The organism is Stenotrophomonas maltophilia R551-3, from assembly GCF_000020665.1.
GTDB lineage: Bacteria > Pseudomonadota > Gammaproteobacteria > Xanthomonadales > Xanthomonadaceae > Stenotrophomonas > Stenotrophomonas maltophilia_L.
Genome location: NC_011071.1, coordinates 1,308,053 through 1,331,997, shown reverse-complemented (window position 1 = coordinate 1,331,997; position 23,945 = coordinate 1,308,053). Strand labels below are relative to the sequence as shown.

Genomic DNA, 23,945 nt, shown 5'->3' with positions numbered 1-23,945 from the left:
CAATCAGCGGTAGACGCGCTCGCAGCGACGTTCGACGACGCGATCACCATTCTTCTGCTGACTGTTGCCCTGGATCTGGCGCCCGGCTGCACCACCGGCGACGGCGCCTGCCACGGTGGCCAGCTTCTTGCCGTTGCCGCCGCCCACCTGGTTGCCGAGCAGGCCACCGATCACGGCGCCGGTAGCGGTACCCGTAATGCGGTTGGGATCGCGCGAGTTGCGCTGCACTTCCACGTTCTTGCAGACCACGCGGCTGCCGTCGTTGAACTTGCGTCCCTCATCGCGCGGCCCATACGTCTGCGCGCCGGCCACCGACGAAGCCGCCAGCAGGGTGCCCAGCACAAGCAATCGGGTCGAGGTCTTCATGGCCATCTCCTGAGTTCCGGTATGGCGCAAGTGTCCTCCCGCGGTTGGCAACCGGAAGTGAAATGCGCGTGTCCGCCACCTCATCGGCCATCGCGCGTTCAGGAAGAAAATCCGCGCCCATCACGATCAGCCATCGTGATGGGCGCCGTCACCCTGCCGGCAATTCAACCCTGCTAGAACTCTTCCCAGCCGCCCGCATTGGCCGCCAGCGTTGGTTCGATGCGTGGCGACAGCGATGCCGGACGGCGCACCGGGGTAACCGTGGCAGCCACTGCGGCCAAGGCCGGGCGTACTGCAGCTGCGGCCGTCACCGCGCCAGTGCGGAACACCGATACCGCCTCGGCCAGCAGGTTGGACTGCTCCTCCATCGAGCGTGCGGCGGCGCTCGCTTCTTCCACCAGGGCAGCGTTCTGCTGGGTGGTCTCGTCCATTTGCACTACCGCCTGGTTCACCTGCTCGATGCCCGAGCTCTGCTCCTGCGAGGCGGCGGAGATGTCGGCCATGATGTCGGTCACCCGCTGCACCGAGGCGACGATCTCGCCCATGGTCGTGCCAGCCTGACGGACCAGCGCCGATCCGTCGGCCACCTTGCCCACCGAATCCTCGATCAGGCCCTTGATCTCCTTGGCCGCACCGGCCGAGCGCTGTGCCAGCGTGCGCACCTCACTGGCCACCACCGCAAAGCCCCTGCCCTGCTCACCGGCACGCGCAGCTTCCACCGCCGCGTTCAACGCCAGGATGTTGGTCTGGAACGCGATGCCGTCGATGACGCTGATGATCTCGGCGATCTTCTTCGACGAGGCTTCGATGGCCGACATCGTGGTGACCACCTGGCCGACCACCTCGCCGCCCTGCGAGGCGACACCGTGCGCACCAATCGCGAGCTGGTTGGCCTGGCGGGCATGCTCGGCGTTCTGCTTCACGGTGGAGGTCAGCTCCTCCATCGATGCCGCCGTCTCTTCCAGGTTCGCCGCCTGCTGCTCGGTGCGCCGCGACAGATCGGTGTTTCCCGAGGCGATCTCGCCTGCCGCCAGGTTGATGCTGGACGCGCTGGACTGGATGCGGCCGACAATCTGCTTGAGCTGATCGACGGTGGCATTGCAGTCATCACGCATGCGCGCGAACACGCCATGGAAGTCACCCTGCATACGCACGGTCAGGTCGCCGCGCGAGATGGCCTGCAGCAGGGTCGAGACCTGCACCAGGTTCTCGTCAGTGGTCTGCATCAGGCGATTGAGCCCGGCCACCATGTCGCGGAAATCATAGGCGAAGCGATCTTCGTCGCCGCGCAGGCTGAAGTCGCCTGCGGCAGCGGCGGTTGCCAAGCGGCGGATCTCGCTGTTGATCGCCGACAAGCTGGACTTGGTTTCGTCCATCGCCTGGGTGATCGCCGCCTTCTCGCCGGGCAGCGGGTCCATGTCCACCGACAGATCGCCGCGTGCGTAGTGCTTCATCACCTCGATCAGCCGGTTCTGCACCTGCACGTGCGATCCAACCAGCGCATTGGTCTCATGCACCATGCGCCCGTAGTCGCCGGGGAACGCGCTCTCGTCCATGCGGTAGCTGAGGCTGCCCGCATCGTGCTGGCGCGCCAGCTCACCCTGCGCCGCCATCACCGCCTGCAGCTGTGCCTGCATGCGCTGCATCGACCTGAGCAGCTGCGTCACCTCATCGTTGCCCGAGGCGTCGATGCTGCTGTCCAGCCGCCCGTTGGCGATGCCGTCGGCCAGTTTCACCGCGCCTTCCAGCGGGCGGGTCAGGCTGCGGGTGATGGCCCAGGCGGCCAACGAACCGAGCAGCAGGCTCAGTACGCCGAACACAATCGACAAGGTGCCAGTCCAGGCTTCGGTCGACCGATATTCCTCACGACTCCGTTCGGTCAGCATTTCCTGATGCCGAAGCAGGGCCGAGATGGATTCGTTCCAGGCGGTGGCCAAGCCATGCTCGGCCAGCAGCTCCTTGGCCGCGCCGTCGAAATCACCGGCCTTCATCCGATCGTGTAGATGCTGGGTCGACGTATCGGTGGCCTTGCGTGCCGCGTCGATTTTCGCAACCAGGGTATCGCCGGTGGCATCACGCGGAATCTTGATGTATTTGGCCCAGATGCCGTCGTAGGTCTGCGACAGCTCCTGCGCCTTCTGATAATCCTTGTCGAAATCCTCGCCGCGCTTGATCACCATCAGCCGGCGGTGCATCAACACCGCGTTGTTGGTATCCAGCATGTCGTTCAACAGCCGCATCTTCACCATGTTGACGTCCACCACTTTCTCGAACTGGGCGGACTTCAGGTGATTTCCGTACAGCGCCAGGCCGACGATGGCCACGATGAACAGCAACAGCAGACCGAAACCGGCACCCAGCCGGGAACCCACACGGAGGTTTCGTAAGGCGAGCATCTCAATTCCCTTGATCATGACCGTACGATCGGTTGCGGCTCAGGCAAGGGAAACTTTATGGGTCGATATTACTGAATCGATCCAAAGCATTTAAACTGTGAGCGCAAGCATAAAAATGCAGTTGCGATTAACCGAAAAATAATTTTCAACGATTCATCACAACGCAACGATCGACTGAAACCAGACCGGCTCCGCGCCAAGGCCCCGCTCACGCTGCTGCATAATCTCCAGAGGTTATCTGTAGCGGACAGAACCGTTCCAGACGGGCTACAGACCACACATGACCCTTGTGCTGCACATCGAAGGCGCCTCCATAAACGATATCGCCAGCCTGTATGCGGAGATCAACCGCGTATTCATGGCCAGCGAGCACTGGCAACTTGGACCGAGCCTGGATGCGCTGGACGACCTGTTGCATGGTGGCTATGGCGCGCTGGCCGGGCATGGCCAGGCCAGGGTCATCTGGCGCGACATCGCGCACAGCCGAACGGCCCTGGGCGCGGATGCCACCGGCCGCTGGCTGCAGGCCAAGCTCGACGCACCAGGGCGCTTCAATACGCAAGCCATTGCCCGCCAACTGCAGGCGCTGCAACGGGGCGAGGGCCAGACCTACTTCGAGATCGTCATGCAGATATTCAACAGCCATCCGAACATCACACTCGTACCGGATTGACGGTATCGAACTCCATCCTGCGCATGCCCAGGCATCCGATCGACTCAGCGTGCCCGGCTGGCGAAGTAGCGGCTTGCCGGCTCACGGTACAACAGGAACGCGCAGTACAACGACACGCAGAAGATCGCGCCAAGCGTAAGAAACTCGAATGGGCCAGCGCTTTTCATATCGACCAGCTTCAGCACCATGGTCTCCAGGAACATGATGACGAACAGTGGGCGAACCCATCCCCAGCGCGCGAATATGCCCACCCCGATCACGATGCCCGCCAGTCCGTTGAGCACACCGGCAGTGACCAGCGCAGCATAAGGCAAGGAGTGGTAGAGGCTCATCCGCGCCAGCAATTGGTACTCCGGCACTTTCGGCCCATAGACTTCAAGCATGCCGTAGAGGGCCAAGGCGCCACCCACAATCTGGTAGAGCGCGACGATGTAGAGCGATGGCGGTGCTTCAACGGCGGCCTTGGCCTGCGGGCCTTCATGGGGCGCAGAATGTTGCGTCATCGCTCGCTCCTTGATTGTCGTGCCGCCAGCCTGGCCGCAGACCGGAGGCTACACCCCCGCTGCCGGGCTTGATAGCCCCAACCTTCGGCTGCGACAGCAGGCAGCCGACGCGCGACCCGTTCCACCCGTTACCATGGACGGCCCTGTACCAGCTCCGCTGCCGCCGCCCTCCGGCGCGGCCGGACGCCCCGGATTCACGAGCCCCATGTCAAAAGAAAAGTCCGCCGAACACACCCCGCTGATGAAGCAGTTCTTCGCAGCCAAGTCCGAGTACCCGGACCTGCTGCTGTTCTTCCGCATGGGCGACTTCTACGAGCTGTTCTACGACGACGCGCGCAAGGCCGCGCGCCTGCTCGACATCACCCTGACCCAGCGCGGCAGCTCCGGCGGCGCGCCGATCCCGATGGCCGGCGTGCCGGTGCATGCTTACGAGGGCTACCTGGCCCGCCTGGTGGCTCTGGGTGAATCGGTGGCGATCTGCGAACAGATCGGCGATCCGGCGCTGGCCAAGGGCCTGGTCGAACGCAAGGTGGTGCGCATCGTCACCCCCGGCACCGTCACCGACGAGGCGCTGCTGGACGAACGCCGCGACACCCTGCTGATGACGCTGTCGCGCAGCAAGCAGGGCTACGGCCTGGCCTGGGCCGACCTGGCCGGCGGACGCTTCCTGGTCAACGAAGTGGATACCGATGATGCGCTGGAGGCCGAACTGGCACGCCTGGAGCCGGCCGAGCTGCTGGTGCCCGATGAGGAGAACTGGCCCGAGTTCCTGCGCCAGCGCAGTGGCGTGCGCCGCCGCGCGCCGTGGCTGTTCGACGCCGACAGTGGTCGTCGCCAGCTGCTGAACTTCTTCAAGCTGCACGATCTCAGCGGTTTCGGCATCGATGACAAGCCACGTGCCACCGCTGCTGCCGGCGCCCTGCTGGGCTATGTGGAAGAAACCCAGAAGCAGCGCCTGCCGCACCTCACCTCCATCTCGATGGAAACCGCCGGCGAAGCGATCGCGATGAACGCGGCAACGCGTCGCCACCTGGAACTGGATACACGTGTCGACGGTGATACCCGCAACACCCTGCTCGGTGTGCTCGACAGTACGGTAACGCCGATGGGCGGCCGCCTGCTGCGCCGCTGGCTGCATCGCCCGCTGCGCCTGCGCGAAGTCCTGGTGCAGCGCCACCACGCGGTGGAAACGCTGATCGATCGCGGCAGCGACGCCGACATCCGCGAGCAGTTCCGTCGCCTTGGCGATCTTGAACGCATCCTCACCCGCGTCGCGCTGCGCTCGGCACGACCGCGCGATTTCTCCACCCTGCGCGATGGCCTGGGCCTGCTGCCGGCCGTGCGCGAGGTGCTGGCACCGCTGGATTCGCCGCGCCTGCAGACCCTGCATGCCGCACTTGGCGAGCACGACGAATGCGCGCATCTGCTGGCCAGCGCCATCGCCGAAATGCCACCGCTCAAGCTCAGCGATGGCGGCGTACTGGCCGACGGTTTCGATGCCGAGCTGGATGAACTGCGGCGGCTGTCGACCCACGCCGACCAGTTCCTGGTCGATCTGGAACAGCGCGAGCGCGAGAGCAGCGGCATCGCCACGCTGAAGGTCGGCTACAACCGCGTGCACGGCTACTACATCGAAATCAGCAAGGGCCAGTCCGAGCGCGCGCCGGTGCATTACACCCGCCGGCAGACGCTGACCAACGCCGAGCGCTACATCACCGAAGAACTGAAGGCGTTCGAGGACAAGGTGCTGTCCGCGCGCGACCGCTCGCTGTCGCGAGAGAAGTACCTGTACGAGCAGTTGCTGGATACCCTCGGCACACAGCTGGAACCGCTCAAGCAATGCGCTGCCGCGCTGAGTGAACTGGACGTGCTGGCCGCCTTCGCCGAACGCGCGCAGGCGCTGGACTGGGCGCGCCCGGAACTGCAGGCCGAGCCGTGCCTGAAGATCGAACGCGGCCGCCATCCGGTAGTGGAAGCGGTGCGCGACCAGCCGTTCGAGCCGAACGACCTGGACCTGCATCCGGACCGTCGCATGCTGGTCATCACCGGCCCCAACATGGGCGGTAAATCAACCTACATGCGGCAGAACGCGCTGATCGTGCTGCTGGCCCACATCGGCAGCTTCGTGCCGGCCAGCCGTGCGCTGATCGGACCGATCGACCGCATCCTGACCCGCATCGGCGCCGGTGATGATCTGGCCCGTGGGCAGTCCACCTTCATGGTCGAGATGGCCGAGACCAGCTACATCCTGCATCACGCCACCGCGCACTCGCTGGTATTGATGGATGAGATCGGCCGCGGCACGTCCACCTACGACGGCCTGGCGCTGGCCGATGCGGTGGCCCGCCACCTTGCATACGAGAACCGCTGCTACACGCTGTTTGCCACCCACTACTTCGAACTGACCGCGCTGGCCGACGAGCAGCACGAGGGCGGCCGCAGCGGCATCGCCAACGTGCATCTGGACGCCGTCGAGCACGGCGAAGCACTGGTGTTCATGCATGCAGTGAAGGATGGCCCGGCCAACCGCAGCTTCGGCCTGCAGGTGGCCGCCCTGGCCGGCCTGCCGCGCGCCACCGTGGCGCAGGCGCGCAGGCGCCTGGCCGAGCTGGAACAGCGCGGTGGTGAAAGCCATGCCGCCGAGTTGGCGCCGCAGGCGTTGGATGCACCGCAGCAGTTCGGCCTGTTCGCGGCACCGTCGAGCAAGGCGCAGGACGCACTGGCCGCGATCGACCCCGACGAACTGACCCCGAAGCAGGCGCTGGAAGCGTTGTACCGGTTGAAGGCGCTGCTGTAACCGCAGCGCGCGCCCATGGCCTCCCGCCGCCTTGCGGGAGGCCTGTTGAAAGACTGTGCAAATCCGATTCTGCGTTTCAATTGACAGAATCTATCAACCTGAATGAATCATTCGATTATTCATTTCATCTGGCCATAGCTAAAGTCGAGTGAAGATGTTTCTCCCACGTCTTCACCGCCACCAGGAGCCAGCCGATGAGCCAGTCCGACAACAACAACGCCAAGTGCCCGTATCACACCGCCCCGTCGCCGGAGCAGGGCGCCGAGCAGCAGCGCGAGCTGAGCACCACGCCCAAGCAGAAGCACGGCGATGACCCGGTCACGCCGATGACCACGGCCTTCGGCGCACCGGTGGTGGACAACCAGAACAGCAAGACCGCCGGCCCGCGTGGCCCGCTGCTGATGGAAGACGTCTGGCTGCTGGAAAAGCTGGCCAACCTCAACCGCGAGATCATTCCCGAGCGCCGCATGCATGCCAAGGGCTCGGGCGCGTTCGGCACCTTCACCGTCACCCACGACATCAGCAAGTACACCCGCGCCAGGCTGTTCGAGAAGGTCGGCAAGCAGACCGAGATGTTCGCCCGCTTCACCACGGTGGCCGGCGAGCGTGGCGCCGCCGACGCCGAGCGCGACATCCGCGGCTTCGCGCTGAAGTTCTACACCGAAGAAGGCAACTGGGACCTGGTCGGCAACAACACCCCGGTGTTCTTCCTGCGCGACCCGCGCAAGTTCGCCGACCTCAACAAGGCGGTCAAGCGCGACCCGCACACCAACCTGCGCAGCGCGCGCAACAACTGGGACTTCTGGACGCTGCTGCCCGAAGCCCTGCTGCAGGTGACCGTGGTGATGAGCGACCGCGGCATCCCGCGCAGCTTCCGCCACATGCACGGCTTCGGCTCGCATACCTACAGCTTCACCAATGCCGACAGCGAACGCTTCTGGGTGAAGTTCCACTTCGTCAGCCAGCAGGGCATCGAATCGCTGACCGACGCACAGGCGCAGATCCTGGTCGGCCATGACCGCGAAAGCCACGGCCGCGACCTGTTCGCCGCGATCGAGAAGGGTGAGTTCCCGAAGTGGAAGCTGTTCATCCAGGTCATGCCGGAGCTGGACGCGGAAACCTACCGCGTGCATCCGTTCGACCTGACCAAGGTGTGGCCGAAGAGCGACTACCCGCTGATCGAAGTGGGCCAGTTCGAACTGAACCGCAACCCGGTCAACTGGTACCAGGACGTGGAGCAGTCGGCGTTCGCACCGAGCAACCTGGTGCCAGGCATCGGCCCGTCGCCAGACAAGATGCTGCAGGCACGCCTGTTCGCCTATTCCGATGCGCAGCGCTACCGCCTGGGCGTGAACCACCACCAGATTCCGGTGAACGCAGCGCGCTGCCCGGTGCACAGCAACCACCGCGATGGTGCGATGCGCGTGGACGGCAACTACGGCGGCCTGCCGCACTACGAGCCGAACAGCTACGGCCAGTGGCAGGAGCAGCCGCAGTACCGCGAGCCGCCGATGAAGATCCGGGGCGACGCCGACTTCTGGAATTTCCGCGAGGACGACGCCGACTATTTCAGCCAGCCCGGTGCGCTGTTCCGCAGCTACAACCAGGCACAGAAGGACCGCCTGTTCGCCAACACCGCCCGTGCCCTGGGCGATGCGCCGGACTTCATCAAGCAGCGCCACATCGACAACTGCAGCAAGGCCGACCCGGCCTACGGTGCCGGTGTTGCCGCGGCCCTGAAGGCGCTGGCCAGCCAGCCGTCGGATCCGTTCAAGCCGGCGCAGCCGGAAGCGGACTTCCCCACCGCCACCCCGGGCGCCGAAGACATCGAGCTCTGATCGCCCTGCCCCGTGTACGGCACGCCGCCTCCCCGTGAGGCGGCGTCGCCGTTTTAACGGTCCGCGTCGTACCTTCTGCACGCCCAACCCCAATCAAGGATTCCGCAGATGAGCCTGACCGACGAACTTCTGACCAAGTTGCAGGGCGCCCCGCTGCAACAGGTGTCGCAGCAGCTTGGCATCAGCGATACCCAGGCTTCCGGCGCGATCAGTGCCGCGCTGCCGGTGCTGATGGGCGCGCTGGGCAACAACGCCTCGCAGCCACAGGGCGCACAGGCGCTGCTCGGCGCATTGCAGAACAACCACAGCGGCCTGGACCTGGGCAGCGTGCTCGGTTCGGTGCTGGGCGGTGGCGGCGGTGGCGCGGCCAGCGATGGCGCCGGCATCCTCGGCCACATCTTCGGCGGCAGCCAGCAGAAGGTGGAAACCGGCCTGGCCCAGGCCACCCAGCTCGACAGTGGCCGCACCAGCCAGTTGCTGCAGATCCTCGCGCCGATCGTGATGGCCTTCCTCGCACAGCGCCTCGGTGGCGGCCAGGCCGATGCCGGCTCGCTCAGCCAGGCCCTCGGCCAGGAAAAGCAGCAGGTGCAGCAGCAGGGTGGTCTGGCCGGCGGCCTGCTCGGCAGCCTGCTGGACCAGGACGGTGATGGTCAGCTGGGCGTGGGCGATCTGCTCAAGCTGGGCGGCAATCTGCTCGGCGGCAAGCGCTGAGGGAAAGCCTGGCCGGACATGGGCCGGCGCTACCGGCATCTCCATGGGTAGCGCCGGGCCATGCCCGGCGGCTCACCGGTTGCCCGCCTTCAAACGCTGCAGGATCGGCGCGAACAAGGGCGCCTGCATCGAGCGCGGCGGCTCGACATGGACGCCCTTTTCCTGCGCCTGCCAGTACGACCACGGCAGCGGCTTGTCGCCCAGTTCGTAGTCCATGCCGTCCCAGCCATCCTCGCGGAAGGCGTAGAAGGCCCAGTGCACCCTTTCCTGTTCCAGCACCTGCAGCACATCCTGCAGGTAGCGGCCGCAGTCCGCCCACCGCCGCATGCAGCCGAATTCGGCCACCACCATGCGGTTGGCATCGACGCCATGCGAGGCGGCCCACGTTATCGGCTGCTGCAGGTAACGGCGTACACGCGCCGCATCCCAACGCTCGCTGCCTGTACCGAACGGCACCTGCGCCGGATAGCGCCAGGGTTTGGCGCGCGTCTGGTTCGGCGCACTGGTTGCCGCGTACGGCTCGTACATGTGCACGCTGTACAGCAGCTTCGAATCCGCCAACGGTGCCGGCCAGTAGTTGAAACCGTCGGCGGCGGCATACCAGCCCGCATCCAGCATCAGCGGCATCGCGGTGTCGACCTCGCGGATGCGGGCGATCAGCTCCGAGTAGAAGCGGCGCAGATCGCGTGGTCCGTCCTGCACACCGGCATACCACTGCTGCATCGCCTCGGTGGACGCATGCTCGGCCAGGCCTGCACCGTACTCGGGCACCGGCTCATTGATGAGGTTGTAGGCGGCCAAGGCAGGATGACCCTTCAGCGCCGTGGCCAGGTCAAGCCAGAAGCGACGGGCCGGCACATGGTTGTCGAAGGACTGCCACAGGCGCTGGTCGACCACATCGCCGTTGTGCTGCTTCCAGCGCAGCAACGGCAGCGACAGCGGCGTCAGCACCACTTTCAGCCCGGCCGCATCGGCGTCATCCAGCACCCGCCGCAGCGTGGCCAGGTCAGCCGGAACCAGTCCGCGATAGTCATCGGCGTTGCCGATCAGGAAGTCACGACCGCCCAGCCCCTTCCACTTGTCCGGCACCAGCCGCACCCAGGTCGCACCCGTCGCACGCAGCGCCTCGAAGTATTTCCGGTCCGGAGGCGACATGTTCATGCTGTTGCCACCGCGTTGCGGAACGTCCCAGAAGGTGATGTCGCCAGCGTGCAGTGGCGCAGCAGCAAGCAGGGACAGGCATAACAGCAGACGACGCATGGGCAGGCCTCCAATAGGTGAAAAACCAGCCTGCCCAGCGCAATCCGAACGCACCATGACCGGCGCCTTGTTTCGCACCGCGATAGGAACAATCCGTTGGAATCAGGATTTCGCTAGAGCGCGTCGATGTCACCCAACGCCCGGATCAAACGCCGCGCGCGCTTGTCCGGCTTGTGTTCCGGCGGCTGGAAACCATCGCGTGCCGCAATGCGCAGTGCACGCTGTTCGGCACGGCGCGCCTTCGAAGCCTCGCTCTCGGCATACAGCTGCTGTGCCGTTGGCGCCGGCCCGCGCTGGTCGCTCAGGCCCAGCACCTGGATCTCGAAATGCTCCTCGCCGCGGTCGACCTGCAGCTGCTCACCCACGCGCACCGCGCGCGAGGACTTCGGGCGCTGCCCGGCCACGCTGACCTTGCCGGTCTCGATGGCCTGCTTGGCCAGGCTGCGGGTCTTGAAGAAACGGGCCGCCCACAACCAGATGTCCAGGCGGACACTGGGCGACAACGGGGAAAGCTCAGGCATCGGTACGGACTACTCCGGTGGCTTGTTCAGAGGACGCGGATGGTCGGGGTCGGTGCGGCAGCCGCTGCCCCCGATCAACGTGGGTACACCAGCGGACAGGTCCTGGCGCTGACTGCCGACCAGGCACTCGGGTCGGTCGGTCGGCCGCACCTGGGTATCGCCCAGCCGGTCACCTGTCGAACATGCGGCCAGTACAACGCCGATCAAGGCCAGCGCCATGCTCCGCTTCACCCGCAGTCGTTGATGCATTGCCACATCCCGCAAACCGGCTTGGTGCTAGTGTGCGCCTCCCGGGATTCGATCACCACTCCATGGCCAAAGCGCCGCTTGACCTGACCTCCGGCCCGATCGGCCGCAATCTCCTGCTGTTCTCCCTGCCGATCCTGGCCGGCAACATCGCGCAGTCGCTGAACGGTTCGGTGAATGCGGTATGGGTGGGGCGCTTCCTCGGCGAGGCGGCACTGACCGCCACCGCGAACGCCAACAACATCATGTTCTTCCTGATCGGCTCGGTATTCGGCTTCGGCATGGCCTCGACCATCCTGATCGGCCAGGCCATCGGCGCGCGCGACATCGCGCAGGCGCGGCGCGTGGTCGGCACCAGTGCCACCTTCTTCATCGGCCTGTCGGTGATCATCGCCATCGCCGGCTGGTTCATGGCGCATCCACTGCTGGCAGCAATGGGCACGCCGGCCGCCTCGCTGCCGCTGGCCGAGGCCTACCTGCAGATCATCTTCCTGGCGATGCCGACGCTGTACGCGTTCGCCTTCCTCACCGCTGCGCTGCGCGGTGCCGGTGATTCACGCACGCCGTTCCGTTTCCTGATGGTGTCGGTGGCGCTGGACATCGTGCTGAACCCGGTGCTGATCTTCGGCATGGGGCCTTTCCCTGCGCTGGGCATCGCCGGCTCGGCCTGGGCCACGCTGGTCGCGCAGACGCTGTCGCTGGCCGGCCTGCTGCTGTACATGCGGCACCAGCGCCACACGCTGTGGCTGGGCCGCGCCGACATGCGCCTGCTCAAGCTCGACCTGACCATCCTCAAGGCGCTGGTGATCAAGGGCGTGCCGATGGGCCTGCAGATGGTGCTGATCTCGCTGTCGGTGATCCTGCTGATGACCATGGTCAACCAGTACGGCACCGACACCGGCGCCGGTTACGGCGCCGCGCTGCAATTGTGGAACTACCTGCAGATGCCGGCGATGGCGATCGGTGCGGCGTGCTCGACGATGGCCGCGCAGAACGTCGGCGCGCAGCGCTGGGACCGCGTGCGCGGCACCGCGCGGCAGGGCGTGCTGTTCAACTTCCTGCTGACCGGCGCGCTGATCCTGCCGCTGGTGCTGTTCGATCGGCAACTGCTGGCGCTGTTCCTGCCGCCGGCCAGCGAGGCGCTGGACATCGCCCGCCACCTCAACCATGTGGTGATCGGTTCGTTCCTGTTCTTCGGCGTCAGCTTCGTGATCTCTGGCGTGGTGCGCTCCACCGGCGCGGTGATTCCGCCGCTGCTGATCCTGGCCGGTTCGCTGTGGGGCGTGCGCGTACCGTTCGCCGAGCTGCTGCAGCCGTACTGGGGCGCCGATGCGATCTGGTGGAGCTTCCCGGTCAGCTCGCTGGTGTCGATGCTGCTGTCGCTGGCGTATTACCGCTGGGGTGGCTGGCGCAAGGCCACGATGATCGGCAAGCCGTCGCATGCCGAAGAACTGGCCACGCCGTCGGAGATTCCGGCCTGCCCACCCTCACCGGTGGCCGACCCGGATGCCGCGCCGCTGCGGTAGTGCCGGCCGCTGGCCGGCAACCTCATGGATCGTTCAATGCACGGTAGTGCCGGCCGCTGGCCGGCAGCTTCATGCCTCTCCGGACGCATCGCGCAACAGCCGGCCAGCGGCCGGCTCTACCACTTCTTCTTTCGCGCAACAGCCGGCCAGCGCCCGGCTCTACCGCTTCTTTTTCGCAGCGTTGAACTTAGCCGCTTCGCGCAGCAGCGCCTTCAATGCCGCGGCATCGGGCATCGCACCTTCATGGATGTCGATCGCACGTCGCGTGTTGCCGTCCAGGCTGGCATTGAACAGGCCTTTCGGGTCGGCCAGCGCCGCACCATGGGCGAAGGTCAGCTTCACCGCCTGCTTGTAGGTTTCGCCAGTGCACAGAATGCCGTTGTGCTCCCACACCGGCGTGCCGCGCCATTTCCAGGTTTCCTGCACGTCGGGCAGCGCTTCATGGATCAACGCGCGCACGCGCGCCAGCGTTTCACCACGCCAGTCGCCCAGCTCGGCGATGCGTGCATCGATCAGTTCGGCAGCCGGGGGTCCGGCATCGGCAGGATTCGGCGCGTGCGTGGCCATCAGCGGTTCTCGTCGGCAAGTAGATCGGAACGGTGGGTTTACATGCGCTCGCCGGGCAATGCCGCGGCTTGGCGCACCCAGTCAAGGAACCGGGCTTCATCCAGCACGCCGTCCTGTGCAATGTGCAGGTAGCGCGTGTCTGCGCTCCTGGACGGCTCGGGCGGTATCGGCTTCAGTGCGGCACCCCGGAAGAATGCCACCTTGATGTAGCGGGTGAAGCAATGGAAGCTGAGGAACCAGCCCTCGCCCTTGGCAACCGCATACATCGGCGAATTCCACTTCACCGCCTTGTGCACACCGGGCACGGCCTGCTCGATCAGCGCATCCAACCGCGCGCCGAGCGGTCGTTTCCAGTCCGGCATCGCCGCAATATAGGCCTGCACCGTGGCGTCGCCCTCGCCCTTGGCGATCTGCGGGTTACCACCGGACAGCAGCCTGGGCGGGGCGGAGGGCGCGGTTCGCTTGGCAGGCATCGCACGGCACGTCCATCAGGATGAAACGGCAGCCTAGCGCGACGCGCGCCTGCCGGTCACGGCGCGGTGCGCCATCGGCTCAGTCCGCCTGACGGGCCAGGAACTGCCGCCAGTCCGGTAGCTTGCGGTGACGCCGCAGCGAGCGCATCAGGGCCGCCATCACGATACCGAACAGGGCACCGGCCAACAGACCGGCCAACAACAGCAGCACCAGCGGGCGCTCGCTGCCCTGCCACAACATCAGCCACATCAGTCCGGTCCAGAACAGCCCGAACAGCAGGCCCTGCACCAGCGCGTTGGTGGCGAAGCCGGCCAGGATCGGCGGCGGCAGTGCGATGCCCATGCGCCACAACAACCGGTGCAGCAACGGTGCCGACTGCACGCGCGCCAGCCCCTTGCCGTCAAGGAAGCGCAACGCCGACTGGATCACGGCGGGATAGCGTGGATTGATCTCGTTCATCGCCTGATCGTGGCCGATGCGATGCCGGAAACGCAAACGGCCACCCGAAGGTGGCCGTCGCGGCAACAACCGAAGTTGTTTATCAGGCCTTTTCGGCCAGACGGGCAGCCTTGGCGGCAGCAGCGGCAGCCAGGTCTTCCTTGATGCGGGCAGCCTTGCCTTCCAGGCCACGCAGGTAGTACAGCTTGCCGGCGCGGACCTTACCACGACGCTTCACTTCGACCGAGTCGATGATGGCGCTGTGGGTCTGGAAGACGCGCTCGACGCCGTAGCCGTGCGAGATCTTGCGGACGGTGAACGAGGAGTTCAGGCCGCCGTTCTTGGTCGCGATCACAACGCCTTCATAGGCCTGCACGCGCTCGCGGGCACCTTCCTTCACCTTCACGTTGACGACAACGGTGTCGCCCTGGCTGAACTTCGGCAGTTCGCGGGTGATCTGGGCGGATTCGAATTCCGCGACGATGGACTTGTTCAGCTTGCTCATGGGTTACACCGATTCTTGTTCGGGTGGGCGTGTCGTTTCGACAACGTAGGCTGATGCAGTCACTGGACTGTGCTGCACGTTTGTTGTGGGTACTGCGCGCGCCGGCCGAAGCTGGCGGTAATTGGCCATGATAGCCGAAAAAGCCAGCCCTGCGCTAGGGGCTGGCCTTCTGTTTCTGGGCCTGGCGGGCCTGGTCGAGCAGTTTTCGGTCGGCCTTGCCCAGTGCCTGTTCATCCAGCAGGTCCGGGCGCCGCTGCGCGGTCCGGACCAGCGACTGCTGGCGGCGCCAGGCGGCGATGGCCGCATGGTTGCCCGAGCGCAGCACCTCCGGCACGTCACCCAGCGGATGCTGGGCCGGCTGGCTGTAATGCGGGCAGTCGAGCAGGCCCAGGTCACCTTCGAAGCTGTCCTGGGCGGCCGATTCAGCATCGTTCAGGGCACCGTCCTGCAGACGGGCCACGGCGTCGATGATCACCGCCGCGCCCAGCTCACCGCCGGACAGCACGTAATCGCCAAGGGAAATCTCCTCGTCGACATTGGCTTCCAGGAAGCGCTCGTCGATGCCCTCGTAGCGGCCGCAGAGCAGGACCATGCGCGGCAACGCCGCCAGTTCCCGCACTTTGGCCTGGGTCAACGGCGCCCCCTGCGGGCTGAGATGGATCACCCGCGCCGGGGTCGGATCAGCATCGCGGATCGCCTGCAGGCAGGCCTGCAGCGGCTCGATCAGCATCACCATGCCCGGGCCACCGCCGAACGGACGGTCGTCCACACGGCGGTAGTTGCCTTCGGCGTAATCACGGGGGTTCCAGCCGTGCAGGCTGAACAGGCCCTTCTCCCGCGCACGCCCGACCACGCCCAGTCCGGCGGACTGGGCGAGGAACTCGGGGAACAGGGTGATGACGTCGAAACGCATGCTCACACTCAGAACTCGGGGTCCCAGTCGACCACGACCAGGTTGGCCTCGAAGTCGACCGACTTGACGAACTCCGGCAACACGAACGGAATCATCCGCTCACGATCGCCGCGCACGACCACCACATCGTTGGCGCCGGTGCTGAACAGGTGCGAGACCTGGCCCAGGGCAACGCCCTCGGTGGTCTTCACATCCAGGCCTTCAAGGTCGACCCAGTAATACTCATCGGCATTCGGCGGTGGCAGTGCACTGCGGGCCACGTAGACCTCGGTGCCATGCATCGCCTCGACCGTATCGCGATCTTCGATGCCCGGAAAACGGGCCACCAGATGCTTGCCGCTGTCGCGGCCACGGGCGCCTTCAAGCGTGGATTCCTGCCCGTTGGGACTGCGCAGGATCCACGGCTGGTAACGGAAAATAGCGGAACGCGGCTCGGTCCAGGACTCGAGCTTTATTTCGCCGCGCACACCAAAAGCGCCGACAATCCTGCCCAGCAGGATGCGGCGCTCGTTATCTTTCATCTGCGTTCAACCAGACGGGCCGCGCCAGGCGCGGCCCTTCGGGATCAGGCCGCAGCGGCCTGGGACTTGGTCGCTTCCTTGATCAGGTTGCGGACCTTTTCAGTCGGCTGGGCGCCGTTCTTGACCCAATGGTCAACACGGGCCAGATCCAGCTCGATGCGCTTCTCGCCACCCTGTGCAACCGGGTTGTAGAAGCCGACGCGCTCGATGTTGCGGCCATCACGGGCGCTGCGAACGTCGGTCACGATGATGTGGTAGAACGGACGCTTCTTGGCGCCGCCGCGGGTCAGTCGAATCTTGACCATGGTCTTTTTTTCCTATTGCCCAGTCGCCAGGATGGCGCGGTAAGCCGGCGATTATAGCGGCAGTGTCGGCCGGAGCCAACCCCAGGGTTGGCCAACCGGGGTCAGATCCCTTTTTCAGGGCAAGAGGGATCTGACCCCAATCCCCGCCAGGGCACCGCCGCCAGCACCGCCCTGCCCTGTTCCGCCAGCGCCTGCGAACCCGGCAGGGCATGCCCGTCGATGGCGTCCAGCGCCCACAGGCCGCTGGCGTTGCAGGCAAAGGCCGCCCTCACACCCCCCAGTTCAGCCAATGCCAGCGGTCGCGTGACCTGCGGGCCTGGCCAGTGCTGCCTCAGCAAGGCCTCGGCGGTACCACGCAGCGCCGGCGCCTGCGGCCAGACCAGTCGTTCACCGTCGTGCACGGCCAGGTTCCAGGTGCTGCCTTCACTCACTGCGCCATCGGCGGTCACGAACAGCACATCGTCGAAGCCGTCAGCCATCGCCGCGCGGCGCTCGGCGAACAGGCCGAAGGTGCCCACATGCTTGATCTGCGGCAGTTCGCGCTGCCAGGTCACGCTGCGCACACGCTTGGGTACGGCCAGCGTCACCGGCGAGGACACCGCCACCAGTACGTCCACCGGTACCACCGCCAGCGGATTGCGGAAATCGAAATGGCGCGAGTACACGGTCACCCGCAGCGAGGCATCAGCCAGCCCGGCCAGCTGCAGGGCCTGCGCCATCCAGCCCTGCACCTGCTCCGTATCCAACTCGCTGCCGAACAGTTGACGCGTTGCGTGCGACAGCCGCGCCAGATGCAGGTCCGGTCCCTGCACCGCCCCTCCCCGCACCTGCAGCGAGGTGAAGTGGCCGTAGTTGACCAGCGCCGGCAGCAGATCCTCAACCTGTGCTGGCCGGCCGTTGCAGGTCACCGTCATTTCAGCAATGCCTGCGCCTGGCTCCACATGTCGTGCAGCACATCGGCGGCCGGTCGTGCCGGCGCCATCCATGCCGATTGCCCGGCCCAGGCCTGCATTGCGGCCAACCGGTTTTCCTGCGCTGCCTGCTTGCGCATCGGTGCGGTCAGGCCGCGCTGCACTGGGTACGGGCGCGGCGCCGGCGCACCTTCGGCGGCTGCGGCGCGTACATAGGACGTGGCAAGGCCGCGACCCAGGCGGCCACTGAAAGCACGGGTCGGCCAGGTGTCTTCCGGTTCGCTGGCCGCCAGTCCATCGGCCCACGCAGAGGCGATCGCCGCTTCGGGCGTGCGCAGGAATGCAGTGCCGATCTGCACCGCGCTGGCGCCCAGCGTGAGCGCAGCGGCAATGCCACGACCATCGGCGATGCCACCGGCGGCGATCACTGGAATCTGCAGGTGGTCGGCCAGGCGCGGCAGCAGCGCGAACAGGCCCACCAGCTGGCGCTCGGCCAGGCTGGGGTCGAACGCACCGCGATGGCCACCGGCTTCGGCGCCCTGTGCCACCACCGCGTCGGCACCGGCATCCTGCGCCGCGCGCGCTTCGGCCAGCGTGGTCGCGCAGGCGATCCAAGCGATGCCGGCGTCCTTCAACTGCTGCACGTGGCGCGGCGACAGCACGCCCATGATGGTCGAGGCCACGGCCGGGCGCGCGGCCAGCAAGGCAGCAAACTGTTCGTCGAAATCAGCCGGGGTAGCATCGGCGGCACTGGCAGGCACGTCCGGCCCCCATTGGGCGAGGAAGGCGCGGCTGGTGGCTTCGGCGGTGACATCGCGAACGGGCGCCGGATCCGGCAGCCACAGGTTCACCTGCGCCGGGCCGGTAGAGGCAGCGCGGAAGTCATCCATCCAGCGGCCGATATCGGCGGCCGGCGACAGCACCGCACCCATCGCGCCCATGCTGCCGGCGTTGGCCAGCGCGGCCGACAGCGGCACCGGGCAGGCACCGGCCATCGGTGCCAGCAGGATCGGAAGCTGCAATGAAAAACGCCGACAGAAAGTGTCGGCGCGTTCAAGAATCGGCGATGCGTTCACGCGACATACCTGTTGGAGAAGTCGCCGCCCAGCATACGCCAGTCATTGTGACCGGGGCCGGATCGCGATGCGCGCCGACCCCGTCGCTGCATCAACGGAACGGCATGCCGCGGCCGCCCATGGCACCCATCATGCCCTTCATGCTGCGCATCATGCCCTTCATGCCACCGCCGGCCATCTTGCTCATCATCTTTTCCATCTGCATGTACTGCTTCATGAGCTTGTTGACGTCGGCCGGGGTCACGCCGGAACCCTTGGCGATGCGCGCGCGGCGCGAGCCATTGAGCAGGTTCGGGTTGCGCCGCTCCTTCTTGGTCATCGAGCTGATGATGGCGATCATGCGCGGCACTTCCTTGCCCTGGCTGACCTGCTGCTTCAGGTGGTCGGGGATGTTGCCCAGGCCCGGCAGCTTGTCCATCAGGCCGCCGATGCCGCCCATGTTCTGCATCTGCTCAAGCTGGTCACGCATGTCGTTCAGGTCGAACTTCTTGCCTTTGGCGACCTTCTCGGCCAGCTTGGCGGCCTTGTCCTTGTCGACCTGCTGCTCGACCTGCTCGACCAGCGACAACACGTCGCCCATGTCGAGGATGCGGCTGGCGATGCGGTCCGGATGGAACACGTCCAGGCCTTCTGGCTTTTCGCTGACACCGACGAACTTGATCGGCTTGCCGGTGATGTAGCGCACGCTCAGCGCGGCACCGCCACGCGCGTCACCGTCGGTCTTGGTCAGCACCACACCGGTCAGCGGCAGCGCATCGCCGAAGGCCTTGGCGGTGTTGGCCGCGTCCTGACCGGTCATGGCATCGACCACGAACAGCGTTTCGGCCGGGTTGACCGCCGCGTGCAGGGCCTTGATCTCGGCCATCATCGCTTCGTCGATGGCCAGGCGGCCGGCGGTATCGACCAGCAGCACGTCGACGAACGACTTGCGCGCATCGTCGATGGCGGCGCGGACGATGGCTTCCGGTTTCTGGTCGGCGCTGGACGGGAAGAACAGCACGCCGACCTGCTCGGCCAGGGTCTTCAGCTGTTCGATCGCGGCCGGACGGTAGACGTCGGCCGAGACCACCATCACCTTCTTCTTGCGCTTTTCCTTCAGGTGCTTGGCCAGCTTGCCCACGGTAGTGGTCTTGCCGGCGCCCTGCAGGCCCGCCATCAGGATGATGGCCGGAGCGGGCACATTGAGGTTCAGGTCGCTGGCTTCGGCGCCCATCACCGCGGTCAGCTCGTCGCGCACGACCTTGATCAGGGCCTGGCCCGGGGTCAGCGACTTCAGCACTTCCTGGCCGACCGCGCGCACCTTGATGCGCTCGATCAGGGCCTGCACCACCGGCAGCGCAACGTCGGCTTCGAGCAGCGCGATGCGGACCTCGCGGGTCGCCTCGCGGATGTTCTCCTCGGTCAGGCGGCCGCGGCCACGCAGGCGCTCGATGGTGCCGGAAAGGCGCTGGGTCAGGGACTCGAACATGCGGCGCAACCTGTCTGAAAGCGGGGGACAATAAGGCAGACAGTATAACGGGTCAGCTCCCCTCCCCGGACTGCGACCACGGGGCCGTCGCCAGCATCACGGGGGTATGCGAAACTGCAACGATGTTAATCGTTCTCATCGCCGCCCTGCTCTACCTGGCCGCCAGCGCCCTGCTGGTGCGTGCGCTTGGCCGCGATGAAAGCACCGGCTCCCCCGCCTGGCTGTGGCCCGCCCTGCCGGCGATGCTGCTGCACGGCGGCTACCACGTGATGGTGGCCATGCGCACCAACGGCGGGCCGGACATGCACTTCTTCGCCGCACTGTCGCTGGTCGGCCTGGGCATGGCCTGGCTGACCTCGCTGGTCGGCGCGCGCGGGCGCATGTCGGCACTGGGCGTGGTGGTGTTCCCGCTGGCCGCGGTACTGCTGCTGGCCTACCACGGCTACGGCCACGAACCGAGCAAGGTGCTGGGCTGGCGCCTGGCCAGCCACGCCTGGCTGGCGCTGCTGGCCTACGCCACGCTGAGCATCGCCGCGCTGCTGGCGATCATGCTGTGGCTGCAGGAACGCGCCCTGCGCCGCCGCGAGTTCCGCCCGTGGCTGCGCGCCCTGCCGCCGCTGGCCGATCTGGAATCGCTGCTGTTCCGGGTGATCACCGTCGGCTTCGCGCTGCTGACCCTGACCCTGGTCACCGGTGTGCTGTTCGTCGACGACCTGCTGGCGCAGAAGCTGGTGCACAAGACCGTGCTGAGCGTGCTGTCGTGGATCGTGTTCGGCGTGCTGCTGATCGGCCGTCGCCGCTACGGCTGGCGCGGCATGAAGGCGGTGCACTGGACGCTGGCAGCGATGCTGTTGCTGCTGCTGGCCTTCTTCGGCAGCCAGTTCGCGATCGAACTGGTGTTCGGGCATTCGCGATAGCGGTGTGCCGGCCAACGGTCGGCACCCACCCTGGTAGTGCCGGCCGCTGGCCGGCAACAGGACCGCACCCTGCGTGGATGCCGCAGACGGTCAAGGCACCGGCTGGGCCAGGATCTTCCGTACCGAACGACCGCTGTTGGTGAGGATGTCATCCACCTGCCAGCAGCCCTGTCCCTGGCGCACCATCGGCATCCGGGTCACGTAGGCCTTCTTCCATACCGAATAGCGCATCTCTACCTGGCCGGACGTCGCCGAGGCCTCTTTCCAGATGTAGCGCACCGGACTCTCGATGTCGCCATCCTGCGCATCCAGCCACGGGTCCGAATCGATGGTACAGATGCCTTCCTCACGCACCTGGCAAGCGCGCTCGCCACGCAGGGCCTTGCCGAAAGCCGGGCTGACCAGCGCCGGCGGCGGTTCCAGCAGATCGCCATTGCCGGTGGTTGCCTCGTAGAAGGCACGGGCCACAGCCACTGGTTCCTGGCAGGCCGGTGCGGCCTGCACGGCGGGGGCCAGCAGCAGCCCGGCGATCATGAACATCCCTGTCTTTCGCATGTATTCCATTCCTTGTGTGGGCGACGCCGGGCATGGCCCGGCGCTACCGGAATCGGGTGGGGTAGCGCCGGGCCATGCCCGGCGAGCGCGCGGCACGGCGAGCTTACAACCCGTAGCGCTCGATCACGTCCAGGTGCGGCTGGCGATCCTGGTCGCAGGCTTCGGCCAGCCGCAGCCAGCAATGCGGATGCGGCCACGTCGCGGTTTCCTGCTGCAGGAAGCGGTGCAGCGCCAGCGGTGCATGGTCCTGCGGCTGGGCGACGGTGAACAGCAGGCCCGGCAGCGAGCCCTCCTCCTCGTCCGGATCGGTCACGGTGTAGTCCGGGCGGCTGTGCGACCACACCTGCCAGCCCTGCGCCTCGGCCGCTGCGACAAATGCATTCCACGCGTCTTCGCCCGGGTGCGCACCGTCGATCAGCCAGCTGCGGGCGAAGCCGCCACGCTCCAGGACATGCACCTGCGCATAGGTCGGGATGAAATGCTCGCGCGCTTCCTCCTCCTCCGGCGCCGGGTGCACCAGCGCAGCATCGAACACCACCCAGTCGCCCACCTGCTGCGCACGGTTGGCCGGTGCGTTCTCGACGATACGTGCGGTGACCGGGCCACTGCGGCGCGCGTAGTACTCCATCGGCTCGCCGTTCTCTTCGCTGCGGATGATCACCCAGCCCCACGGCTCCTCGACCACGCCGTCCTGGCTGGACAGCTCCATGCCGATCGCCGCCGCCGAGCGACGCACCGCGTCCCAGTCGCGTGCCGCGCTGGCCGCACTCATGTGGTCCCAGTGCGCGGCGTTGGGCTCTTCCAGCAGCTCCACCAGCTGCGCATAGCAGGCCTGCGCCTCGCTGAAGCGGCCGGTTTCCATGTACATCCGCGCCAGCGTACCGCGTGCGCCATGCGAGCCCGGCGAGGCCGCCAGCAGCGCCTGCGCGGCCTGCTCCAGCGCCGGCCAGTCCGACACGCGGCGGGCGCGCTGCACCTCGCACCAGTGCGCAAACACCGGCACGCTGCCGCGATAGGTATCCGCGAGCTGGCGCAGGCCGTCGTCGTCGCCCTGCTCGGCCAGCCAACGCATCAGCGTGTAGGCGGCCGGGCCATCATCCTGCGTGTGCGCGCGCACGAAGCGCCACAGCAATGCGCGCGCTTCCGTCTGTGCACCACAGGCGCTCAGCGCCGAGGCGGCCATCTCGGCCAGCGCCTCGTCATCGGGCAGCTGCGCCTGTGCCTGCAACAGCCACTGCGCCTCGCGTTCGGGATCGCGCGACTGATTCTGTTCTCCCTGCTCGTTCAGCCAAGCCAGCAGTTCAGCGGCCGGCACCGGCAGCGGTGCGACCTCCGGCAACGCATCGATGCGCGCCGCCAGGCCCGCCACCAGCGCAGCCGCACCGCGGTCCTGGCGCAGCTGCGCCAGATGAGTGCGGGCCAATTCCAGCTGGCGCTGCGCAACCCAGCGCGCGCCCCGCTGCAGGGCCAGCTCCAGGCTCAGCGCGGCCACCTCGATCAGCAGCCGATGCGAACCGACGCGGGCGAAGTGTTCGATGATGGTGTTGAAGCGCGTGCCCAGGTCCCAGGTATTGCGCGCCGGATCACGCTGGCACAGCGCTGCGGCGGTGTTCGCCCACAGTCGCCAGTAGGTAGGCGTCAGTTCGCTCCACGGCACCAGCTGCTGCAGCGCCTCTTCGTCGCGGCCCAACTGGGCCAGCGCCCATGCCTTGGACAGGCGGCGCGGCACCGTGCAGTTGGCCGGCTCGTACTCGCCGGACGCCGCCACTTCGGCCTCGCGCTTTTCGATCAGCGCCAGCGCTTCCTCAGCGCGGCCCATGCCCAGCAGGATCTTGATCTGCATCTCCGGGAAGCTGTCGAACACTTCCTTGCCGCAGGCCTCGATCGCGTCGGACTGCACCTGCAGGTAATCCAGTGCATCCTGGCCGCGGCCATCATCAAGCAGTGCATCGGCCTTCTCGCAGCTCAGGCACTGGAAGCAGGCCCAGCTCGGGTCGATGCGGCCCAGTGTTTCATCGCACACCTCGATACGCTCGGGCACCCAACCGGGGCCATCGATGTTGCCGTAGCAGGCGGCAAGATCCTGGGTCACGCAGATCGACTGCGGGCACTCCAGGGTGTCCTCGCGATGCGCACGCTCGAACAACGCCACGGCTTCGCCCAGCGCGCTCTCGCCTTCGACGCGGTTGCCGACGCGGTTGCGTAGCGCCCAGTGGCCGACGTAAACGTCGACCCACGGGTTGTCCAGCGCCTTGCCCAGCGCACGCGCTTCCGGCAGCAGTGCGTCGACGCGGTCGACCTGCAGTTCGCTGACCTCGTCGGCGAGACGGTTCAGCAGGTGCGCGTTCTGCGCCTGGCCGGCCTGGCGCAGGTCACCCTGCAGTTTTTCGACCCAGTTCCAGATGTCCATGGGGTAAATGCTCCTGTCTAGCGAAGGCTGGATGAGAGGGTGTGGTGC

The 23,945-nt window shown here is 66.5% G+C and carries 24 protein-coding genes; 6 read left to right on the top strand and 18 right to left on the bottom strand.

Going from position 1 to position 23,945, the window contains the following annotated elements:
• Positions 1 to 3: 3 nt before the first annotated feature.
• On the bottom strand, positions 4 to 372 hold the full coding sequence (locus SMAL_RS06010; RefSeq protein ID WP_032127541.1) for a glycine zipper 2TM domain-containing protein: 369 nt from the start codon (positions 370 to 372) through the stop codon (positions 4 to 6).
• 167 nt (positions 373 to 539) lie between these two features.
• Positions 540 to 2,762, bottom strand: coding sequence for a methyl-accepting chemotaxis protein (locus tag SMAL_RS06005; RefSeq protein ID WP_012510447.1), 2,223 nt, complete (start codon positions 2,760 to 2,762; stop codon positions 540 to 542).
• A gap of 280 nt (positions 2,763 to 3,042) precedes the next feature.
• On the opposite strand from SMAL_RS06005, the gene SMAL_RS06000 reads away from it, so the two are divergent.
• On the top strand, positions 3,043 to 3,435 hold the full coding sequence (locus SMAL_RS06000; RefSeq protein WP_004149780.1) for a barstar family protein: 393 nt from the start codon (positions 3,043 to 3,045) through the stop codon (positions 3,433 to 3,435).
• Positions 3,436 to 3,479: 44 nt separating this feature from the next.
• On the opposite strand, the gene SMAL_RS05995 is transcribed toward SMAL_RS06000, so the two are convergent.
• Positions 3,480 to 3,938, bottom strand: a complete 459-nt coding sequence (locus tag SMAL_RS05995; RefSeq protein WP_004149778.1) for a hypothetical protein — start codon at positions 3,936 to 3,938, stop codon at positions 3,480 to 3,482.
• A gap of 205 nt (positions 3,939 to 4,143) precedes the next feature.
• On the opposite strand from SMAL_RS05995, the gene mutS reads away from it, so the two are divergent.
• The 3 genes from mutS (at position 4,144) to SMAL_RS05980 (ending at position 9,284) form a co-directional block, all read left to right on the top strand.
• Positions 4,144 to 6,735, top strand: a complete 2,592-nt coding sequence (mutS, locus tag SMAL_RS05990) for a DNA mismatch repair protein MutS (RefSeq protein ID WP_012510446.1) — start codon at positions 4,144 to 4,146, stop codon at positions 6,733 to 6,735.
• 194 nt (positions 6,736 to 6,929) lie between these two features.
• Positions 6,930 to 8,573, top strand: a complete 1,644-nt coding sequence (locus SMAL_RS05985; RefSeq protein WP_012510445.1) for a catalase — start codon at positions 6,930 to 6,932, stop codon at positions 8,571 to 8,573.
• Between the two features lie 108 nt (positions 8,574 to 8,681).
• Entirely contained in the window at positions 8,682 to 9,284 is a 603-nt protein-coding gene (locus tag SMAL_RS05980; protein ID WP_012510444.1) for a DUF937 domain-containing protein, read from the top strand.
• A gap of 72 nt (positions 9,285 to 9,356) precedes the next feature.
• Here SMAL_RS05980 and SMAL_RS05975 read toward each other — a convergent pair whose 3' ends face one another.
• From SMAL_RS05975 to SMAL_RS21300, 3 genes are all read right to left on the bottom strand, one after another.
• The gene (locus tag SMAL_RS05975; protein WP_012510443.1) at positions 9,357 to 10,544 is read right to left on the bottom strand and encodes a glycoside hydrolase family 5 protein; all 1,188 of its coding nucleotides are present in this window, start codon (positions 10,542 to 10,544) and stop codon (positions 9,357 to 9,359) included.
• A gap of 113 nt (positions 10,545 to 10,657) precedes the next feature.
• On the bottom strand, positions 10,658 to 11,065 hold the full coding sequence (locus SMAL_RS05970; RefSeq protein WP_004149153.1) for an RNA-binding S4 domain-containing protein: 408 nt from the start codon (positions 11,063 to 11,065) through the stop codon (positions 10,658 to 10,660).
• A gap of 9 nt (positions 11,066 to 11,074) precedes the next feature.
• Positions 11,075 to 11,314, bottom strand: coding sequence for a hypothetical protein (locus SMAL_RS21300; RefSeq protein ID WP_012510442.1), 240 nt, complete (start codon positions 11,312 to 11,314; stop codon positions 11,075 to 11,077).
• A 62-nt stretch (positions 11,315 to 11,376) separates the two neighbouring features.
• Here SMAL_RS21300 and SMAL_RS05960 point away from each other — a divergent pair, with 62 nt between their 5' ends.
• Complete coding sequence (locus tag SMAL_RS05960; RefSeq protein WP_012510441.1) at positions 11,377 to 12,837, top strand: MATE family efflux transporter; 1,461 nt, start codon at positions 11,377 to 11,379, stop codon at positions 12,835 to 12,837.
• A 159-nt stretch (positions 12,838 to 12,996) separates the two neighbouring features.
• Here the strand turns inward: SMAL_RS05960 and SMAL_RS05955 are convergent, their stop codons facing one another.
• From SMAL_RS05955 to ffh, 10 genes are all read right to left on the bottom strand, one after another.
• The gene (locus SMAL_RS05955) at positions 12,997 to 13,404 is read right to left on the bottom strand and encodes a DUF1801 domain-containing protein (RefSeq protein ID WP_012510440.1); all 408 of its coding nucleotides are present in this window, start codon (positions 13,402 to 13,404) and stop codon (positions 12,997 to 12,999) included.
• Between the two features lie 38 nt (positions 13,405 to 13,442).
• Positions 13,443 to 13,877, bottom strand: a complete 435-nt coding sequence (locus SMAL_RS05950) for a DUF1801 domain-containing protein (RefSeq protein WP_012510439.1) — start codon at positions 13,875 to 13,877, stop codon at positions 13,443 to 13,445.
• A 79-nt stretch (positions 13,878 to 13,956) separates the two neighbouring features.
• A complete protein-coding gene (locus tag SMAL_RS05945; protein WP_012510438.1) occupies positions 13,957 to 14,337 on the bottom strand; it encodes a DUF6404 family protein in 381 nt (126 codons plus the stop codon).
• 82 nt (positions 14,338 to 14,419) lie between these two features.
• Positions 14,420 to 14,821: a 50S ribosomal protein L19 gene (gene rplS, locus SMAL_RS05940; protein WP_004149090.1), complete on the bottom strand. Its 402-nt coding sequence runs from the start codon at positions 14,819 to 14,821 to the stop codon at positions 14,420 to 14,422.
• A gap of 154 nt (positions 14,822 to 14,975) precedes the next feature.
• Entirely contained in the window at positions 14,976 to 15,734 is a 759-nt protein-coding gene (trmD, locus tag SMAL_RS05935; protein ID WP_012510437.1) for a tRNA (guanosine(37)-N1)-methyltransferase TrmD, read from the bottom strand.
• Between the two features lie 8 nt (positions 15,735 to 15,742).
• Positions 15,743 to 16,255, bottom strand: coding sequence for a ribosome maturation factor RimM (gene rimM, locus SMAL_RS05930; RefSeq protein ID WP_004149035.1), 513 nt, complete (start codon positions 16,253 to 16,255; stop codon positions 15,743 to 15,745).
• Positions 16,256 to 16,299: 44 nt separating this feature from the next.
• Entirely contained in the window at positions 16,300 to 16,560 is a 261-nt protein-coding gene (rpsP, locus tag SMAL_RS05925; protein ID WP_012510436.1) for a 30S ribosomal protein S16, read from the bottom strand.
• A gap of 101 nt (positions 16,561 to 16,661) precedes the next feature.
• Positions 16,662 to 17,474, bottom strand: coding sequence for an aminotransferase class IV family protein (locus SMAL_RS05920; RefSeq protein WP_012510435.1), 813 nt, complete (start codon positions 17,472 to 17,474; stop codon positions 16,662 to 16,664).
• On the bottom strand, positions 17,471 to 18,547 hold the full coding sequence (locus SMAL_RS05915; RefSeq protein WP_012510434.1) for an NAD(P)H-dependent flavin oxidoreductase: 1,077 nt from the start codon (positions 18,545 to 18,547) through the stop codon (positions 17,471 to 17,473). Before SMAL_RS05915 ends, SMAL_RS05920 begins: the two co-directional genes overlap by 4 nt.
• 91 nt (positions 18,548 to 18,638) lie before the next feature.
• Complete coding sequence (ffh, locus tag SMAL_RS05910) at positions 18,639 to 20,015, bottom strand: signal recognition particle protein (RefSeq protein WP_004149025.1); 1,377 nt, start codon at positions 20,013 to 20,015, stop codon at positions 18,639 to 18,641.
• Positions 20,016 to 20,137: 122 nt separating this feature from the next.
• Between ffh and SMAL_RS05905 the strand changes: the two genes are divergently transcribed.
• Positions 20,138 to 20,932, top strand: coding sequence for a cytochrome C assembly family protein (locus SMAL_RS05905; RefSeq protein WP_012510433.1), 795 nt, complete (start codon positions 20,138 to 20,140; stop codon positions 20,930 to 20,932).
• 90 nt (positions 20,933 to 21,022) lie between these two features.
• On the opposite strand, the gene SMAL_RS05900 is transcribed toward SMAL_RS05905, so the two are convergent.
• Both SMAL_RS05900 and SMAL_RS05895 read right to left on the bottom strand, forming a co-directional pair.
• The gene (locus SMAL_RS05900) at positions 21,023 to 21,487 is read right to left on the bottom strand and encodes a YqhG/Tai3 family protein (RefSeq protein WP_012510432.1); all 465 of its coding nucleotides are present in this window, start codon (positions 21,485 to 21,487) and stop codon (positions 21,023 to 21,025) included.
• A gap of 103 nt (positions 21,488 to 21,590) precedes the next feature.
• The gene (locus tag SMAL_RS05895) at positions 21,591 to 23,897 is read right to left on the bottom strand and encodes a tetratricopeptide repeat protein (RefSeq protein WP_012510431.1); all 2,307 of its coding nucleotides are present in this window, start codon (positions 23,895 to 23,897) and stop codon (positions 21,591 to 21,593) included.
• Positions 23,898 to 23,945 lie beyond the last annotated feature (48 nt).